Genomic DNA, 18,370 nt, shown 5'->3' with positions numbered 1-18,370 from the left:
CGGCCCAAAGCAGACTCTGGGGGCTGCATGACGGCGGCGATGAGGCAAGCAAGCGCTGAGCCTCACCACGGCAAACGGGCGACACACCCCAGACTGTGTTCCCATGAGAACATGGCCCATATGGCCGAGCGGCTGAGAACTTGGTGGGCGCGCCCATGACCCGTCCAGGCGTCTGCTTCGGCGGCCCGTCGCCCGAACACGACATCTCCATCCTCACCGGACTCCAGGCTGTGCACGCGCTCGCCGAAGCGGGACGCGACCCGGTGGCGCTGTATTGGTCGCCGATCGGCACGTGGCACGAAGTGCCGCCCGATCTCGAGGCCTCAGCCTTCGCTGACGGGCTGCCGCGTTCGGCAACCGAGGTTGAGCTGGCAGGCCGTCCCGGAGGCGGTTTCGTGCGAGCCGACCGGCGGCGCCGGCCAGTGCCGGTCGATGTGGTGATCAACTGCTGCCACGGAGGCCCTGGCGAGGACGGCGGCTTGCCGGCCCTGTTCGACCTGGCGGGATTGGCGTACACCGGCCCGGGGCAGCGCAGCGCAGCCATCTCCATGGACAAGCTGGCCTTCAGCGCCACCACAGAAGCTGCGGGGCTGCGGACGCTGCCGCTGTGGCTGCTGACCCCTGAGATGCCCGATACCGCCGCGCCCGCAGAGCTGGCAGACGGCCCGCTCATCGTCAAGCCGCGCTTCGGCGGATCCTCGATCGGGATCGAGATCGTCGCCGACCTCGCGACTGCGCGAGCGCTGGCACAGTCGTCCCCGCTGCTGCGCGACGGCGCTGTCGTGCAGCGCTACCTCACCGACATCATCGATCTCAACATTTCGGTCCGTACCTGGCCCAAGCTGCGGCTGAGCGCCGTGGAGCGGCCGCTTCGCTCAGACACCACGATCTACACCTACGCCGAGAAGTACCTGACCGGTGGCGGCGGGATGGCGACAGCGCCACGGGAGCTGCCCGCCACGCTGCCGGCGACCATCGAGTCGACGCTGCGTGCGGCGGCAGTCGAGGTGAGCCGCCTCGTCATGGCCCGTTCGGTGATGCGCATCGATTTCCTGTGGGATGGCGGCGACGATCCCGATGGGCTGTGGGTGAATGAGATCAACCCGATTCCTGGCTCGCTGAGCTGGTACTTCTGGTCCGGTGAGGGCGACAGCCTCATCGAGTTGCTCGACGATCTGATCGCCGAGGCGCTCGACGGGCCTACCCGTCACTTCGTCACGCAAGGGGCCGACGGCACGGCCCTCCGCTCCGTGGGGACCATCGCCGCGAAGCTGGCGTAGCGATGCCTTTTCGGGTGCTGGCGGCTTGCGCTACAGCGACGCTGCTGGTGCTGAGTTGCAGCACCCCGGACGCATCGGATCCCGCCCGCGATGCTCGCGGCGGAACCGGCCTCAACGCGTGCGAACGCTCGCGCCTGGCTTCAGCCCTCGGCGTGACTGAGCTGTCTCTGCCGCTCGATCCCATCGACGCGCCGCTTGCAGACATCGCCAGAGACATCTGCGCACTCGACAGCAGCGATCCGGGATCGACGGCGCCGGCAGACACGCGGGTGCTCTCTCCCAGGGAACAGCGCGACGCAGCACTGCCCGCTGCGCTCGTGCGTGCCCCCGCGCTGTTCGACCCCGACAACACGCCGCCCGGCAACGATCCGTCGCTCGACGAATTGTGGATCGCATGCGGGGAGGGTGCCGCCAGCGCCTGCAACGCTCTGTTGTACGAATCACCTGCCGGCAGCGACTACGAGGCGTTCGCGTTCAGTTGCGGAGGGCGCGAGAACCTGCACTGCAGCGTGCTGCTCGGCGAGACGGGCGCGGACGCTGGGCTGTTGGGCATCGAATTCGGACCCGAGTCTCCGGCTCCAGGCAACATCTCCGAACTGGACGGCTGGTGGGAGGCGTGCGGCGACGCAAGCAGCCGTGCGTGTGCGCAGCTGGTGCTGTCGGCGCCGGGCGGATCGGTCTACGCCAGCTTCGGCTGGACGTGCGGCGGCCGCACCACCCGCGACTGCGCCTCGCTGGTGGGCGATGACGGCTCGCCGCCCGCGCTCGCCGGCCGGTCTCCGAAGGATTCACCTCCGGGCCACGACGACTACCTGGACCAGCTGTGGGAGCGCTGCGGCGCTACCGAAGCAACTGCGTGCCGCGATCTGGCCACCTTCGGACCGCCGGGAAGCGACTACGAGCGGTACGCATTGTCGTGCGGCTGGCGGGCAGTGAGAGCCTGCGCTCGGCTGTTCGCTGAGTTGAACGCTGAGTCCTCTGTTGAGCCATCCGCATGAGCAGAGTGGGCAGATTGCGTCTGCGTGCACGTATCTGCGCTCCGATGGGGCTAGACAACACGTCGTGATCGCCGACGCGTTGACCGGAAAGCGCATCGCCATCACCGGTGCAACTGGATTCTTGGGCACTGCTCTCGTCGAACGGCTGCTGCGCTCGGTCCCCGACTGCGAGCTGGTGCTGTTGGTGCGGCCAGGCCGCCGTACCGACGTGAACCGCCGTGTCCAGCGGGAGGTCCTCCGCAACGACGCCTTCGAGCGGCTGCGCAGCGCATGGGGCAGCGACTTCGACGAAATCTGCGCCCGCCGCATCACGGTCGTGTCCGGTGACGTGAGCGTCGATGGCCTCGCCTTGGCCGATGGGGGCCGCGAGTTGCTGTGCGACTGCGATGTCATCATCCACGCGGCCGCCTCCGTCAGCTTCGACAGCCCGCTCGACTCGTCAATCGAGATCAATCTGCTGGGCCCGAACCGCCTGCTCGAAGCCTGCCAGCAGCAAGGCACCGCACCGCATTTCATCGCGGTGTCGACGTGTTACGTCGCCGGGAACCGGCGGGGCTCTGCAGCCGAGGTCTTCCTGGCCGACACGCCATTCTCGCTGGACGTGGACTGGCGCGCGGAAGTGTCTGCAGCCCGGCGCACCCGTGCCGACCTCGACGCGTCCAGTCGCACTCCGGACCGCCTGCGTCGCTTCCATCGCAACGCCAGAGATGAGCTCGGCGCCGCTGGCCTGCCGCTGCTCGCCGCCAAGACCGAACAGCTGCGCAAGGAGTGGGTGGACACCGAGATGGTCACCGCGGGCCGCAGCCGAGCCTCCTCGCTGGGATGGCCTGACGTCTACACGTACTCCAAGGCGCTCGGCGAGCAGGCCCTGGTGGAACTGCGAGGCGACGTGCCTATCTCCATCGTGCGCCCATCCATCATCGAATCCGCCTTCTCCGAGCCCTCACCGGGCTGGATCCGCGGCTTCCGCATGGCGGAGCCGCTCTTCGTGTCGTTCGCGAAGGGAGAGCTCGACACCTTCCCGGGCTACCCAGAGGGCGTGATCGACGTCATCCCGGTCGACATGGTTGCGGCGGCGATCATCGCCGTGGCCGCCCGTGGACCGGTGCCCGAGCCAGAGATCTTCCAGGTGGCCTCGGGCGCCGTGAACCCCCTGCGCTTCAAGGTGCTGACCGAAACGACCATGCAATGGTTCCAAGACCATCCGGTCTATGACTCCAAGGGTCATCCCACCGCCAGCACGCAATGGCGCTTCGCCGGCGCAAGCGGATTGGACGAGCAGCTCAATCGTGCGATGTCGCTGTTCAACACAGCCGAGAAGATGGTGCATCGCCTGCCGATGCGGGGCCGCAACGACTTCACCATCCGGCTCGCACAGCGGCGCGCCAGCCTCGAGCAGATCCGCGACTACGTCTTGCTCTACGGCGCCTATGGCAAGTGCGAAGCGCTCTACGAAATAGAGCGCACCACCGAGCTGTGGGAATCACTGCAACCCGCGGACCGCGACAAGTTCGGCTTCGACCCCCGGGTCATCGACTGGCCCACCTACATCGCTGATGTGCATCTGCCGACCGTCATCGCCCAGGCACGTGTCAAAACCACCCCCCAACCCCGCACCGGGCCGAGCCGCAACGAGCGCCTGCGCACCGCAGTGCTGGACCCGGCCCGCCATTTCGCAGCGTTCGACCTCGAGAACACCCTGATCGCCAGCAACGTGGTGGAGACCTACGCCTGGCTCGCCACCCGGAGGCTCGACTCCGCGGCGCGCCTGCGCTTCACCATGCGCACCCTGGCTGAGACGCCCGGTCTGTGGCGGCGGGACCGTCGCGACCGCACCGACTTCCTCCGCTACTTCTACCGGCGCTACAAGGGCGCACCGGTGGGCCAGCTCGATGCCGACGCAGCCGAGATGCTCAGCCACCTGTTCATGACGAAGGCGTTCCCGGCAGGGCTGCGTCGAGTGCGTGCGCACAAGGCGGCGGGGCATCGCACGGTGCTCATCACCGGTGCGCTCGAGTTGGCGGTCCAGCCCCTGGCGCCGCTGTTCGACCACATCATCGCTGCGCGCATCGACAGCCGTGACGGGCGCTATACCGGCGAGATGATCGATGTCCCGCCCACCGGCGAGGTGCGCGCCCAGATGATGGTCGACTGGGCTTCGGAGGAGGGATTCGACCTCGACCAGGGCGTGGCGTATGCCGATGCAGCCTCGGACATGCCCATGCTGGAAGCCGTGGGCTATCCCGTGGCGGTCAATCCCGAGACTCGGCTGGTCACCATTGCTGACAAGCGGGGCTGGCTGTGCGAGAACTGGGAACGCTCGCCGGGAGGCCCCCGGCCGCTGCTGCCGATTGCGCCGCCGTTCAAAGTGCGCGCCAGCACGGACCGCTTGGACCGAACGCACCGGACACGCCGTGCCCGCACCGCAGTCGCGCACGGGCAAGAAGGGTCTTGGCGGTGACCGCACGCAAGGGTCTCGTTCTCGACGTGGACCGCACGACCCCGCCGATCCTGTTCCACCACGGAGAGGGCCTGCGCTTGGAGAAGCTGCCCGTCGGCAGCCGGGTCGTGTACCCCAACGAGCCGCTGGAAGCCATACGCGATCCCGAGCGTGCCATCGCCGAGGCCTTGGCGAACCCGCTCGGCGACCGCGATCCGCTGGCCGCCTACATGCATCCGGGCATGAAGCTGACCATCGCCTTCGACGATGTCTCGCTGCCGCTGCCCCCGATGGCCGCTCCCGACATCCGTGGCCGGATCATCGAGCAGGTGCTGGACCTGGCGGCCTCTGCCGGCGTCGACGACGTCGAACTCATTGCCGCGCTTGCGTTGCATCGCCGCATGACCGAGGCCGAGCTGCGCCACGCCGTCGGCGACCGGGTGTATGACGCCTTCGCCCCCCACGGCCAGCTCTACAACTTCGACGCCGAGGATCCCGACGCGCTCACCCACCTGGGAACAACCGACGCTGGGGAGGAGGTGGTGCTCTCCAAGCGAGCCGTCGAGTCGGACCTGCTGGTGTACGTGAACATCAACTTGGTCTCGATGGACGGCGGCCACAAGAGCGTCGCCACCGGGCTGTCGCCCTACGCGGCGCTGCGCCACCACCACAACGTGCACACGATGCGGCACTCGACCTCGTTCATGGATCCCGAGCACTCCGAGCTGCACACGCGCAACTGGCGCCAAGGTCGGCTGCTGGCCGAAGCCGGCGTGAAGGTGTTCCAGATCGAGACGACGCTCAACAACGACACGTTCCCTTCGCAGTACGGCTTCCTGCAGCGGCGCGAATGGGAGATGTCGCCTCGGGACCGCATGATGCTGATGGGCACCAAGACGGCGCTGGATCTCATGTCCCGCCGCCAGGCTCGGCGAATCTTCCACAGCATCCGGGCGCCCTATGGGCTCACCTCGATACAGGCCGGCGAGGTCGAAGCGGTCCACCGCCAGACGCTGGAGAACGTCTACCGGCAGCACCTCGTGCGGGTGGAGGGCCAGACCGACGTGCTCACGATGGGGCTGCCATACCTGTGCCCCTACAACGTCGACTCCATCATGAACCCGATCCTGGTGGCGTGCTTGGGGCTCGGCTACTTCTTCAACCTGTACCGGGGCAAACCGCTCGTCCGCCAAGGCGGAGTGGTGATCATGACGCACCCCACATCGTGGGAGTTCCATCCGGTGCACCATCCCAGCTACATCGATTTCTTCGAAGAGGTGCTGGCCGACACCACCGATCCCGAGATCATCGAGCATCGCTACGAGAAGCGCTATGCCGAAGACGAGTGGTACCGGCACCTGTATCGGACGTCGTACGCCTACCACGGCGTGCATCCGTTCTACATGTGGTACTGGTGCGCGCACGCGCTGGAGCACCTGGGCGGGGTGATCATCGTCGGCGGCGACAAGGCTGCTACCCAACGCCTGGGTTTCCGTTCAGCATCGACGCTGAACGATGCACTGGAAATGGCGACCGACGTGGTCGGGCGTGACCCGTCGATCACCCATATTCATAATCCGCCCATGCTGATGGCCGACGTAGTCTGAGTTCTCGGGGACGTGTAGCGATGAGGCAGGGGACACCGGTGTTGGTGCGACGACGGGATTGCCGCCGCAGTGCGGGGCAGGGCGTGCAGCAATGAGCGACCCCAACCGTCGCGCCGCCGTGTCGCACCTCGGAGCCAAGCGTGCGCAGGCCAAGAAGGCCTCGGTGACCCGTGTCGTGCGCGGCACAGAGTTCCCGCTGCGAGCTGCTGCAACTCCCATGGGCGAGACCCCGCTGCCGGCCAATGTGGGAGCGAACTACAACACCGACTGGGCTCGGCGCTTCCCAGCTCGCGTGGCTCGGCGGGTGGCGCGCGACACGGTGGCGCGAGCAATGGTGCGCTACTACGCCCAGCCGACGATCAAGGGCGTCGACCGGCTCAGCGAACTGGACGGGCCGGCAGTGTTTGCCGCCAACCACCAAAGCCACGCCGACACCGCAGTGATCATCACCTCGATTCCCGAGCCGTGGTGCAACAGGCTGGTGGTGGGTGCTGCGGCCGACTATTTCTTCGGGAACCGAGCCACCTCGGCAATCTCTGCGTTGTTCGTCGGTGCCATCCCCATCGAGCGGACCGCTCTCAACCGCCGCACGATCGACAAGGCAGTGACGCTGCTGCGCAGCGGCTGGAGCCTGGTGATCTACCCCGAAGGCGGTCGCTCCCGTGACGGCTGGGGCCAGCAGTTCCGACCGGGTGCAGCGTTCTTGGCCAAACAAGCCGGCGTGCCCGTAGTGCCCGTGCACATCCGGGGCACCTTCGACATCTTGCGAAAGGGCCGAGCGTGGCCCAGGCGTGCTCGCTCGGTGATCAACTTCGGCCGCCCGCTGGACTTCGGCGAGGACGAGAACAACCGCCGATTCACGCGACGGCTGCAGGCCGCCGTGGAGGGATTGGCGGACGAAACCGCGACCGGCAACTGGTTCGCGGCGCGCCGACGCCTCCACAGCGCCGACAGCCCCGGCATCGAGGGCCCCTCGGCATCGGCGTGGCGCCGCCGCTGGGCGCTCACCGAGCCCCCGCCAACCGATGGTGAGCCCGCAGACTCGGCGGAATCGAAGCGTCGCTGGCCTTACGTCTAGGCCGACAAAGACCGCACTGCCGCTGCGGTTCGGGGAGCGCCTCGTATCGTTCGATCCATGCAGTCGATGGCATCGGCACACGCCGCGATGGGACACGACCCAACCGGCGTCGAAGGACGTCACCTAGCGCCGGGCACCGTTCGCCGGGCGGCAGCCTTGGCACACCCGTACCGGTCGGCGCTGACGGGGGTCCTGATTGCTCAACTGCTCGGCGCGCTGGCGTTCGTGGTGCCGCCGATCCTGTTCGGGCGCATCATCGACGACGCCATCCCGACCGGAGATCGGTGGCAGCTCAATGTGCTGGCCGCGATCATCTTGGCCTCGGCATTCACCGAGGCGGGCCTGTCGTTCATCGAGCGCTGGTGGTCGGCGCGTATTGGCGAGGGCCTCATCTTCGACCTGCGAGTGAGCCTGTACGACCACGTGCAGCGGATGCCGGTGGCGTTCTTCACCCACGTGCAGACCGGATCGCTGATCAGTCGTATGAACAACGACGTCATCGGCGCGCAGAGGGCCTTCACCGGCACGCTCAGCTCGGTCGTGTCCAACACCATCGTGCTGTCGACGACGCTCGTCGCGATGATGGCGCTGGAGTGGCGGTTGACGCTGCTCGCACTGGCGCTGCTGCCGGTGTTCATCTTGCCCACCAAGCGAGTCGGCCGGCGGTTGCAAACACTGACCCGGCAAAGCATGCAGCACAACGCCACGATGAACACGGTGATGACCGAGCGCTTGAACGTGGCCGGCGCGCTGCTTGTCAAGCTGTTCGGGCGTCATGACGTCGAGCGGGCCGGGTTCAGCCGCACGGCCCGGACCGTGCGCGACATAGGTGTGCGCAGCGCGCTGTACGGGCGGGCGTTCTTCATCGGCCTCAGCCTGGTGGGCGCCGTGGGGGCGGCGATGCTGTATTGGGTGGGTGCGCACCTGGTGATCTCCGGTGCGCTCACCATCGGAACGCTGGTGGCGCTGGGGCTGATGGTGGTGCGGATCTACATGCCGCTGACCGGCCTGACGAATGCCCGTGTGGACGTGATGACTGCGCTGGTCTCGTTTGAGCGGGTCTTCGACGTGCTGGACCTGCCGAACCCGATCGCAGACCGCCCCGATGCCGTCAAACTCGGCGCAGTGGAGGGGCGGATCGAGCTGCGGGACGTGACGTTCACCTATCCCCCTGCCGACAGCAGCGTTCTTGCCGAACTGGGCGGCGTGGTGACGCCGCCCGAGCAACCCAATGGCGTGACAGCGGCGCCCTCGAGCGTTGCTCGGGCCGGACCGGTGCTCGAAGGCGTGTCCGCAGTCATCGAACCGGGCCAGACGGTCGCGCTCGTCGGGCCGTCGGGCGCAGGCAAGACGACGCTCGCTGCGCTCGTAGTCCGCCTGTACGACATCGACAGCGGCGCGTTGCTCATCGACGGGCACGACGTGCGCGAGGTCACGACGGAGTCTTTGCGGTCCAACATCGGCGTCGTCTCGCAGGACCCGCACCTGTTCCACGACACCATCGCCGCCAACCTGCGCTACGCCCAGCCCGGGGCCACCGACGCCGAGCTGTTTGAGGCGTGCCGGGCCGCACACATCGACGAGCTCATCCTGAGCCTGCCCGACGGCTGGAACACCGTCGTGGGCGAGCGCGGCTACCGGCTGTCGGGCGGCGAGAAGCAGCGTCTGGCCATAGCCCGGGTGCTGTTGAAGCGCCCCGCCATCGTGGTGCTCGACGAGGCCACCAGTCACCTCGACAGCGAGAATGAATCCTTGGTGCAAAGCGCGCTCGCGACAGCGCTCGCCGGCCGCACTGCGGTGGTCATCGCTCACCGGCTTTCGACCATCACCGACGCCGACCAGATCCTGGTGCTCGATCGTGGGCGCCTCGTCGAGCAGGGTCGCCATCTCGATCTGCTCGCCGCAAATGGTCTCTACGCCGATCTGTACCGCACGCTTGTGGGTACCGATGAGCCTGCTGGTGTCACCTGAGATTCTTGCCCGACGCTGGCGACGCTGCTGCTGGGCCATTGCAGCTCTGACCTTCGGTCTGACGACCCTCGTTTCCCCGAGCGCGCTTGGGGCCGCAGTCGCCGAGCCCCAAGCCTGGGTCGACGAACCGATCACCGGGCCATGGGCACCCCCGCCACCCGTCGACGAACCCAAGTCGCGTTGGCAGGAGCCGGTGCCTGCGGGCGTCCATTCGCTGTCGTTCCCGTACTTCACGGGGCCGGAGTTCAACCAGCTGTTCAACACCGCAGCGCTGCCGAACCTGTCGTCGACCTACAGCGCACCGACGATCACCGACTCGGCGGAGATGGACGAACACATACGAGCCAGCGCCGAAGACCGTGGCTACCAGCGCCGACCCTTGCCGGCGAACTACGCGCTGATGCGTCTCGTCGATGACGGCCTGGCGCTGCAACGCCCCGCAGCGGCGGCATGGCTGGCCTTGGCGCAAGACGCTGCCGCGCACGGTTACGAGCTGGAATTGAACTCCGCCTACCGGGGGCACCGGTACCAGCGAGAGGTGTTCTTGCGGCCCTACGAGGCGCCGTATGGGATCGACGATCTTTCCGAGCGCCTGACGATGTCGGCGCCGCCGGGCTACTCCAAGCACCACACGGGGTACGCGATCGACATCGGCCAGCGTGGGTATTACAACTTTGGGCGAACGCCCGCCTACAAGTGGCTGTCAGCCGACAACTTCGCGAACGCCAAGAAGCACGGTTGGATCCCGAGCTACCCGCCTGATGGCGGCCAGCAAGGCCCGGTGCCCGAGCCGTGGGAGTTCACCTACGTCGGGCGGGAAGCGATCCTGTGCTTCCACCAACCCTCCGCCGGTGACGACCCCCTCTGCCGCCGCTGAGGGCGTACAGGCTCCAGCGACGGGTGCAAGGGGCGTGCTTCCGAGGGAACCGCGTCCGGGGCGCGGGTAGCGTCTCGCAGATGGCTGAGGCAATCGCGAGTGAGCGGCGTGAGATCGATCCGGACCGGCTGGGCAAGTTCGCCTTCCAGGTGTGGTCCTACAAGATGGGCGAAATGGTGTCGTCGATGCTGCACATCGGCGACGAACTCGGGCTCTTCGGGGCGCTGGCCGACACTCAGCCAGCCACGAGTCACGATGTCGCCGAGGCGACCGGACTCAACGAGCGGCTGGTGCGAGAGTGGCTGTACGGCGTCGCAGCGGCCCGCCTCATCACGCACAACGACGGCGCATTCTCGTTGTCGCCCGAGGCCGAAGCACTGCTGGTCGACGAAGAGGGCTCATTGCACTTCGCCATGGGTGCATTCCGTGGCGGCTTGGGCGACACGGCGCTAGACCTCATCATCGAGTCGTTCCGCACGGGAATTGGCATGACCTACGAGCAGCAGGGACCCCGGGCGGCTGCCGGCCTGGCCCGCACCACCGGCCCGTTCAGCCGTCAGAATCTCACCTCGGCCATCCTGACGGGTCTTGACGGCGTCGTCGCAAAGCTCGAACGCGGCGCCAAGGTGCTCGATGTGGGCTGCGGCGCCGGTGTCTCGGCATGTTTGATCGCCGAGAAATGGCCGAACACCGAAGTGGTCGGCTTCGACCCATCCGCCATTGCCGTCGAACAGGCCCGAGAGCGCGCCGAGGAGGCCGGTCTCGAGAACGCGACGTTCGTGGAGGCGGGAGCGGCCGACGCCCCCGACACCGGCGACTTCGACCTGGCGCTGACGTTCGACTGCCTGCACGACATGCCCCGGCCCGACGTCGCGCTCGAGGCGATCCGGGCCGCGCTCGCGCCCGACGGCACGCTGCTCATCAAGGACATTCGCTCCAGGGGCGACTTCTCCCAAGACCAGCGCAACCCGATGCTGGCCATGTTCTATGGGTTCTCGATCACCAGCTGCCTCCAGTCGGCGCTCAGCGAGCCCGACGGCATGGGACTGGGCACGCTGGGCCTCTATCCGGACAAGGCGCGTGAGCTGACGGCGGCCGCTGGGTTCACACGCTTCGAACAGCACGACTTCAGCGACGCCGCCAACCTTTACTACGAAGTGAGGCCCTGAGGTTCTCTCGATTCGGGTCGGTGGCGGGAACTGCCGATCGGCACCATCGCGGTGAGGATCTCGGCCTCCAGGTATTGCCGGTGGCTGACGTCGCTCGCGTAGTGCCGCAACAGCCGCAGCGCGGCGTCACGCTCGATCGTGGTCTCCATGATCTCGGCTTCGGGCTCGGCGAGCAGCGCGATGCGTTCCTCGAGGTTCTGCCCTTCGTTCGGCGCGCTCAAGAACTCCAGCATTGTCCCGGAACGGTCCATCCTCATGGTCACCCGCACTCGCCGCCGGGTCGTCGCCAAACCTGAAGAAGCCTGCTCGCTGAGGACTGCGAGCGCTTCCTCTGCTGCAGCTTCGAGTCTCGCCACGCTCTCGGCATCGCGCCGCCGCCTGGCCGCAAAGTTGGCCACGAACTGCGTCAGCTCAGCCGTGCTGCGGGCACTGATCTCGATTTCGAGACTCGCACGACGTCCGACGAAGCTGTTCGCTACTGCCGCGATGACCAACACCAAGCTCCCAGCCGTGAGGCCGTTCTGAGTCACGGCGTCCCCCACGGCCCCCGCAGGCAGCGACAGCACACCGAATTCGACGCAGAGTCCCACGACGATGGGTGCCACCATCACCAAGGCCTCTCGAAGGCTGCGCAAGCGTTGCACCGAGCCGATCACCACCCGCAGGACCAGGGGAACCAGTGCGACGATGACGTAGGCGGCCAAGATCGGGCGCGGCACAGCCACCGCTATGGCTCTCAGCTTGGGAACAAATGCAGCGAGCAGAAAGAAGCAGCCCGCGAGAGCGCCCATGCGGCGCGACGCGCACCGCGTTTGGTGAATGAACGCGGGCCCGACGCCCGCGATCGTCACCGGCAAAGCGCCTCCGGCACCCGCGAGCATCGTCCCGAGGCCCGTGCGCCAGTTGGCACGCTGGACCTCTCTGAAATCCAGAGTGCGTCGGGTCCGCCACGAGACCATCTGGGTATTCGACGAGATGCCCTGCATGCGAACGAGGATTGCGAACGACACGATGAGGAACGACGGCAGCATCGACAAGAACGTCTCGTAGTCGATGTCCCAGCCCGGGCTGGCGCCGACATCGCCGAACCCGAGCCACTCAGCGTCAGCCACGAGATCGAAGTCGTAGGCACCGAGGGCGGCTGCCACGCCAAGTCCAACTGCCAATCCCATCGCCGGGGCCCAGATGCGCCACGACCTCGGTCCCCAGATCGCTATGAGCACGATCGTCGCAGCGGTCCCGACAATGCTGACCGGCACGAACCAATCGAGTCGCTGCTCCATCGAGCTTCCGGCATCTGCGAGCACCGGCACCAAAGAGGCGAATGCCAGGATCAAGACCGTGCCGCGCACCTGCGGCGTCACCAGCCGACGCAGGTACGACAGCCTCAGGCCGATCGCAACCTGGAACAGTCCCGAGACGACGACCAGCGCTGCCAGCGTGGCGGGCCCGCCGCTCGCCAGCGCCAGGATGCAGAACGGCAGGCTGACCAAGTCGACGGTGGCCACGTAGAGACCGTCGCTGCGCAGGCGCCCGAGGCGCACCGTCAGAAACAGCGTCGTGACACCGCACACGACCATGGAGACGACGACTGCGCGTGCAGCGACCGCGTGTGTCTCGCCGGCGAGCTGGCTCACCAGCGCCGGCAGGATTGCCAACGGAACGACCATCAGCAACGACAGCTGGACGGCGACACCCGCGGCAATCCGACCGGTCGGCGTTTCATCCGGTTCATAGGTCGGTGCCAGCGGGGCACCACCCGCAGTCACATGAGGACCTTAGTAATGAATGAAATTCATTGCCGAGGCTGCCCTGCTGCAATGGACTCTTTGGCCCAGGAGGTCACGACAGGGTGAACCTCTTAGATTGTTGCCTTGGCCGGCGGGCAACGCGTCCCGCTGCAGATGCGTACACCTGCCGGCAATTCCGCCTGCGAACGGGGAGTTGTCCATGGCTGTTCACGCGAGTACTCCGATCGAGTTGATCGAAGAGGTGTACGCCGGCCTGGCAGATGCCGTGTCATTCGGGCGTGAGCGCCTGGGGCGCGCGCTCACACTGTCAGAGAAGATCCTCATCGCGCACCTGTCGAGCCGTGAGCAGTCCCTTGAGCGCGCCGTCTCCTATGTCGACCTGGAGCCGGATCGTGTCGCCATGCAGGACGCCACCGCGCAGATGGCGTGGCTGCAATTCATGACCGCGGGACTGGACGAGGTCGCGGTGCCCACCACGACACACTGCGACCACCTGATCCAGGCTCGCGAGGACGGCAAGCGCGACCTGCTGGCGGCCACAGAGAACAACGAAGAGGTGTACGACTTCCTCGAAAGCGTCAGTGCCCGCTACGGCGCGGGGTTCTGGAAGCCCGGCAGCGGCATCATCCACCAGGTCGTGCTGGAGCAGTACGCCTTCCCCGGCGGGATGATGATCGGCACCGACAGCCACACCCCCAACGCGGGCGGGCTGGGCATGATCGCGGTGGGCGTCGGCGGCGCGGATGCAGTGGACGTGATGACCGGATTCGCCTGGAACGTGCGCTGGCCCAAGGTGATCGGCGTGAAGCTCACCGGCGAGCTGTCGGGCTGGAGCGCGCCCAAAGACGTGATCTTGAAGGTGGCCGAGATCCTCACGGTGTCAGGCGGCACCGGAGCCATCGTGGAGTACTTCGGGCCCGGAGCCGAGTCGCTGAGCGCAACCGGCAAAGGGACTATCTGCAACATGGGTGCCGAGATCGGCGCCACCACGTCGCTGTTCGGCTACGACGCTGCGATGTCCCGTTACCTGGCAGCAACCGGGCGCGAGGCGGTCGCCGCCGCGGCCGATGCGGTCGCCGAGCACCTGCGCCCCGATGACGCCGCCATGGCCGATCCGGAGGCCCATTACGACCAGGTCATCGAGATCGACCTGTCCCAGCTTCGCCCTCACATCAACGGCCCCCACACGCCCGATCTCGCCCGCGAGGTGTCCGCGCTAGGCGCGGAGGCCCGCACCCAGGGCTGGCCGCTCGACATCAGCGCAGCGCTCATCGGCAGCTGCACCAACTCGAGCTACGAGGACATCACCCGGGCGGCCTCTATCGCCCGTGACGCCGCGGCGAAGGGCTTGCGGGCACGGACACAGCTGCTCGTGACCCCCGGTTCAGAACAGGTGCGCGCCACCATCGAGCGTGACGGCCTGCTTGCCGACTTCGAAGCGCTGGGCGCCACCGTGCTGGCCAATGCCTGCGGACCCTGCATCGGCCAGTGGGACCGCTCCGGCGACGAGAACTATGTCCCGGGCAAAGCCAATGTGATCGTCACCTCCTACAACCGCAATTTCCCCAAGCGCAACGACGGTGACGCAGCGACGTTGGCGTTCGTGACCTCGCCCGAGACCGTCATGGCGCTGGCGCTGGCGGGAACGCTCGACTTCGACCCGGTCAACGGCGTGCTGCACACCGATTCCGGCGAGCCGGTCTCGCTGCCGACTCCGGTGGGCGTCGAACTGCCGCCTGCCGGCTTCGACCCTGGCGAGAGCGGCTTTGTGGCACCGCCCACGGATCGGGGCGGCGTGGATGTGCGCGTCTCGCCGAGCTCGGATCGCCTGCAGGTGCTGGCGCCGTTCGAGGCGTGGGATGGCAACGACTACGAAGACCTGCCCGTGCTGGTCAAGGCTCAGGGCAAGTTCACCACCGACCACATCTCGATGGCCGGTCCTTGGCTTCGCTACCGGGGTCACCTCGAGAACATCTCGGGGAACCTGTACCTGGGCGCAGTGAATGCCTTCGAGGGTTACGAAGTGGGCCACGGCAAGAATCAGCTGACGGGCGAGACGCAGCCGTATCCCGAGATCGCGAAGGCGTACCACGATGCCGGCGTGAACTGGGTGGTGATCGGCGACGAGAACATGGGCGAAGGATCGAGCCGCGAGCACGCCGCCATGGAGCCTCGCTTCCGGGGCGCTCTCGTTGCGCTGTGCCGAAGTTTCGCCCGCATCCACGAGACCAACCTGAAGAAGCAGGGCATGCTGCCGCTCACGTTCGCCGATCCGGCCGACTACGACCGCATCGGCCCCGACGACCGGATCTCGGTGCGGGGCCTTGCCGACCTGGCGCCGGGACGGACCGTCACGGTCGAGGTGCGCAAGCCGTCGGGCGAGACAATCTCATTCGACACCGACCACACCTTCAGTGCCGAACAGGTGAAGTGGTTCAAGGCCGGCTCGGCGCTCAACATCATCCGGGCCTCGCTCTAGTCGGGCTCGGCACCGCCGGCTGGGCACCTCCGGCTGGGCACTGCTGGATCGGCACGGCTGCAGCACTTTTCGGCCCCGGCGCGAGGAAGCCGGCCCGGGGGGCGGGCCGGCTTCTTCGCTGAGGTCTCTGGGCGTGGGTAACGCTTGGACCTGTTGCCGGTCGGAGCGGGGGCTTCCGATCCGGCGCTCGCCCGCCGGGTGGGGGGGACACCGTGCGGCGGTGCGATATGTCGAGCGATTTGGTGTAACCGCTCAAGAACAAATTAGCTCTGGCTTCATTATCTGGCCAGCAGTTAGCACAGATAGTTTCAATCTCTTTGAGAGATGGTCAGCCGCGGCGCGCTAGCGTGGCCGAATGGACCTGAAGTACCTCGATGCGCTGTCTGCAGTTGCTGCTCATGGCCGCTTCTCGGCAGCCGCACGTGCGCTGCACACCGTGCAGTCCAACGTGTCGAGCCATATTGCGAAACTGGAGGAAGAGTTGGGCGCGGTGCTCGTGGATCGAGCAGTCGGGTCCTTGACGCCCGAGGGCGAGGTGGTGCTGGCGCGCATCAAGCGCATCAACGGCGAGATTGCCTCCATGCGAGCCGACGTGGCGTCGATGACGTCCCATGTCACCGGCGACGTCCATCTCGGCATCATCGGGACCCCCGGCAGGTGGCTGTTGCCGCCCTTTCTGGACGAGTTGCGCCGGCGCCACCCTGATGTCGACGCCACGGTGGTCGATTCCACCACGCTTGCGCTGACACGCCTGCTCGAAGGCGGCGAACTCGACCTCGCCGTGGTGAATGCCCCGGTCGACCACGAGGAGTTGGTCACCACGCCTCTGTTCACCGAGGAATTCGTCGTCATCGCTCCCACTGGGCACGCGCTGGCGGCGCTCGGCGACCGCGAAGTGGGCTTCGTAGAACTCGAACAGCACGAGATGCTGCTCGGTCCGCCCGGTTCTGCAATGCGGATGCTCATCGACTCGGTCGCGGCTCGGCACGGTGTCACGCTGCGGACATTGGCGCAGCTCGACGGCATTCGGCTGACCGCCACACTGGCGTTTCAGGGCTACGGACCGGCCATCGTGCCCATCACCTCGATTCCGGTCTGGACCGATCGAGGCGACTGGAGCGTGCTCACCGTTGCAGGCCTGCCTCCCCGCCAGGTCGCGCTGGCCATCCGCCGCCGCGGCATGCTCTCGGCGCCGGCGGCGGCAGCCCGCGATGTGCTCCGCTCGGTGATGCGCAGCGTGTCCCGTCGCATCCCTGGCGTCACTGCTGCGTGAGCCTTGCGGCGGCCGGCCAGCCTGATTCATGACACAGTCCGGTGGGGGCATAGCCTCACGACAGTGGACCTGCAGCTGCGCGCCGGCGCAAGTGGACATGTCACCGCCGGCATCGTCGCCCTCGGCGGGCGCGCAGCCATCCTCATCTCCGCCGACAGTCCCCACCGGCGAGGCGCCCTCGCACCTGCCGACAGCGAGACCATCGTCGCCGGCCTTCAAACGGCGCTCGCCAAGCGCCTGCCTGTGGTCCTCATGCTGTCCTCCAGCGGAGCCGACGCGAACCACGGCGTCGCTGCGTTGCACGGCTGGGGCGAGGCCGCACGGGTCCTCGTGCGGTGCTCGGGCGTGGTCCCGATCCTGGCCGGAGTCACCGGACAGGCCATCTCGGGCATCGCGCTGCTGATCGGGCTGTCCGACATCGTCGTGATGTCCGAGGATGCGTACGCCTTCGTGAGCGGCCCGGTCCCGGTGCGCGAGATGACCGGTGTGGCGATCGGGCCTGACGAGCTGGGGGGCGCCTCGATCCATGCCAGTGCTTCAGGGACAGCATCGGCAGTCACCTCGGCCGGCAACGTGCTCGAGGTGCTGACCGAGATGCTGGGCTACCTGCCATTGCACTGCGACGAGTTGCCGCCGCTCATAGAGACCAGCGACCCGCGCGACCGGCTGACACCCGAAGCAGGCGACCTGCTGCCTTCGGTGCCGACGGGCGCCTACGACGTCCGCGACATCATCGCCGAACTCATCGACGACGGCTGCTTCGTCGAGTTGAGGGCGGCCTGGGCGCCGAACTTGGTGACGGGCTTCGCTTCGATGGGTGGCTACGCCGTGGGCGTGCTGGCGAACCAGCCGATGAGCATCGCGGGAACGCTGGACATTGCCGCAAGCCAGAAAGGCGCCCGCTTCGTCAACTTCTGCGACGCCTTCGGCCTGCCGCTCGTCACCTTGGTGGACACGCCGGGCTTCTACCCCGGCAAGGACCTCGAGTGGCGCGGGATGATCCGCCACGGCGCCCAACTGGCCTTCGCCTATGCCCGGGCCACCGTGCCGCGCGTCGCTGTCGTGCTGCGCAAGTCGTACGGCGGCGCATACATCGTCATGGACTCCAAGACGATGGGCAACGACGTGTACCTGGCGTGGCCGACCGCCGAACTCGCCGTGATGGGTGCGTCCCAAGCGGCCCAGATCCTTCGCCGAGGCGCAGATGAGGGCGAGGTCGCCGAATACGTCTCCGATTATGAGGACACGTATCTGAACCCGTATGTCGCCGCCGAGCGGGGTTATGTCGACAGCGTCATCGACCCCGCGGTCACACGCCGGGAGCTCATCGACACGCTCGACATGCTGGCCACCAAGCGCGAACGGCTTCGCTATCGCCGCCACGACAACTCTCCGCTGTGAGCCTGCCGACCGGATTCGTGCAGCCGTTGGAATCGCAGAAAGGCCT

General features: G+C 67.1%; 12 protein-coding genes. 11 read left to right on the top strand and 1 reads right to left on the bottom strand.

Annotation, left to right across the window (positions count from 1 at the left end):
- Nucleotides 1-155: 155 nt before the first annotated feature.
- The 8 genes from ACOOHB_RS21495 to ACOOHB_RS21460 all read left to right on the top strand — a co-directional run bounded on the left by ACOOHB_RS21495 (nt 156) and on the right by ACOOHB_RS21460 (nt 11,420).
- Nucleotides 156-1,280 carry a D-alanine--D-alanine ligase family protein gene (locus tag ACOOHB_RS21495; protein WP_420446822.1) on the top strand — a complete coding sequence of 375 codons (1,125 nt, stop codon included), beginning with the start codon at nt 156-158 and terminating at the stop codon, nt 1,278-1,280.
- 2 nt (nt 1,281-1,282) lie between these two features.
- Complete coding sequence (locus ACOOHB_RS21490) at nt 1,283-2,278, top strand: hypothetical protein (RefSeq protein ID WP_420446821.1); 996 nt, start codon at nt 1,283-1,285, stop codon at nt 2,276-2,278.
- Nucleotides 2,279-2,342: 64 nt separating this feature from the next.
- The gene (locus ACOOHB_RS21485; protein WP_420446820.1) at nt 2,343-4,739 is read left to right on the top strand and encodes an HAD-IB family hydrolase; all 2,397 of its coding nucleotides are present in this window, start codon (nt 2,343-2,345) and stop codon (nt 4,737-4,739) included.
- Nucleotides 4,736-6,325, top strand: a complete 1,590-nt coding sequence (locus tag ACOOHB_RS21480) for a lactate racemase domain-containing protein (protein WP_420446819.1) — start codon at nt 4,736-4,738, stop codon at nt 6,323-6,325. Before ACOOHB_RS21485 ends, ACOOHB_RS21480 begins: the two co-directional genes overlap by 4 nt.
- Nucleotides 6,326-6,416: 91 nt before the next feature.
- Nucleotides 6,417-7,403: a lysophospholipid acyltransferase family protein gene (locus ACOOHB_RS21475; RefSeq protein WP_420446818.1), complete on the top strand. Its 987-nt coding sequence runs from the start codon at nt 6,417-6,419 to the stop codon at nt 7,401-7,403.
- Between the two features lie 66 nt (nt 7,404-7,469).
- Nucleotides 7,470-9,374: an ABC transporter ATP-binding protein gene (locus ACOOHB_RS21470; protein ID WP_420446954.1), complete on the top strand. Its 1,905-nt coding sequence runs from the start codon at nt 7,470-7,472 to the stop codon at nt 9,372-9,374.
- Nucleotides 9,364-10,251: a M15 family metallopeptidase gene (locus ACOOHB_RS21465; RefSeq protein WP_420446817.1), complete on the top strand. Its 888-nt coding sequence runs from the start codon at nt 9,364-9,366 to the stop codon at nt 10,249-10,251. Before ACOOHB_RS21470 ends, ACOOHB_RS21465 begins: the two co-directional genes overlap by 11 nt.
- An 80-nt stretch (nt 10,252-10,331) precedes the next feature.
- Nucleotides 10,332-11,420, top strand: a complete 1,089-nt coding sequence (locus ACOOHB_RS21460; protein ID WP_420446816.1) for a class I SAM-dependent methyltransferase — start codon at nt 10,332-10,334, stop codon at nt 11,418-11,420.
- Here ACOOHB_RS21460 and ACOOHB_RS21455 read toward each other — a convergent pair.
- Nucleotides 11,402-13,189 carry a solute carrier family 23 protein gene (locus ACOOHB_RS21455; protein ID WP_420446815.1) on the bottom strand — a complete coding sequence of 596 codons (1,788 nt, stop codon included), beginning with the start codon at nt 13,187-13,189 and terminating at the stop codon, nt 11,402-11,404. The two genes, ACOOHB_RS21460 and ACOOHB_RS21455, sit on opposite strands and share 19 nt — an antisense overlap.
- Nucleotides 13,190-13,370: 181 nt before the next feature.
- Here ACOOHB_RS21455 and ACOOHB_RS21450 point away from each other — a divergent pair, with 181 nt between their 5' ends.
- The 3 genes from ACOOHB_RS21450 (at nt 13,371) to ACOOHB_RS21440 (ending at nt 18,324) form a co-directional block, all read left to right on the top strand.
- Entirely contained in the window at nt 13,371-15,650 is a 2,280-nt protein-coding gene (locus ACOOHB_RS21450) for an aconitate hydratase (protein ID WP_420446814.1), read from the top strand.
- 355 nt (nt 15,651-16,005) lie between these two features.
- A complete protein-coding gene (locus ACOOHB_RS21445; protein ID WP_420446813.1) occupies nt 16,006-16,923 on the top strand; it encodes a LysR family transcriptional regulator in 918 nt (305 codons plus the stop codon).
- Nucleotides 16,924-16,986: 63 nt separating this feature from the next.
- Nucleotides 16,987-18,324 carry an acyl-CoA carboxylase subunit beta gene (locus tag ACOOHB_RS21440; RefSeq protein WP_420446812.1) on the top strand — a complete coding sequence of 446 codons (1,338 nt, stop codon included), beginning with the start codon at nt 16,987-16,989 and terminating at the stop codon, nt 18,322-18,324.
- The last annotated feature ends 46 nt before the right edge of the window (nt 18,325-18,370 follow it).

This window comes from Candidatus Poriferisodalis sp. (assembly GCF_965215815.1).
Taxonomy (GTDB): Bacteria; Actinomycetota; Acidimicrobiia; order Acidimicrobiales; family Poriferisodalaceae; genus Poriferisodalis.
This window is presented reverse-complemented; position numbering and strand designations above follow the sequence as displayed.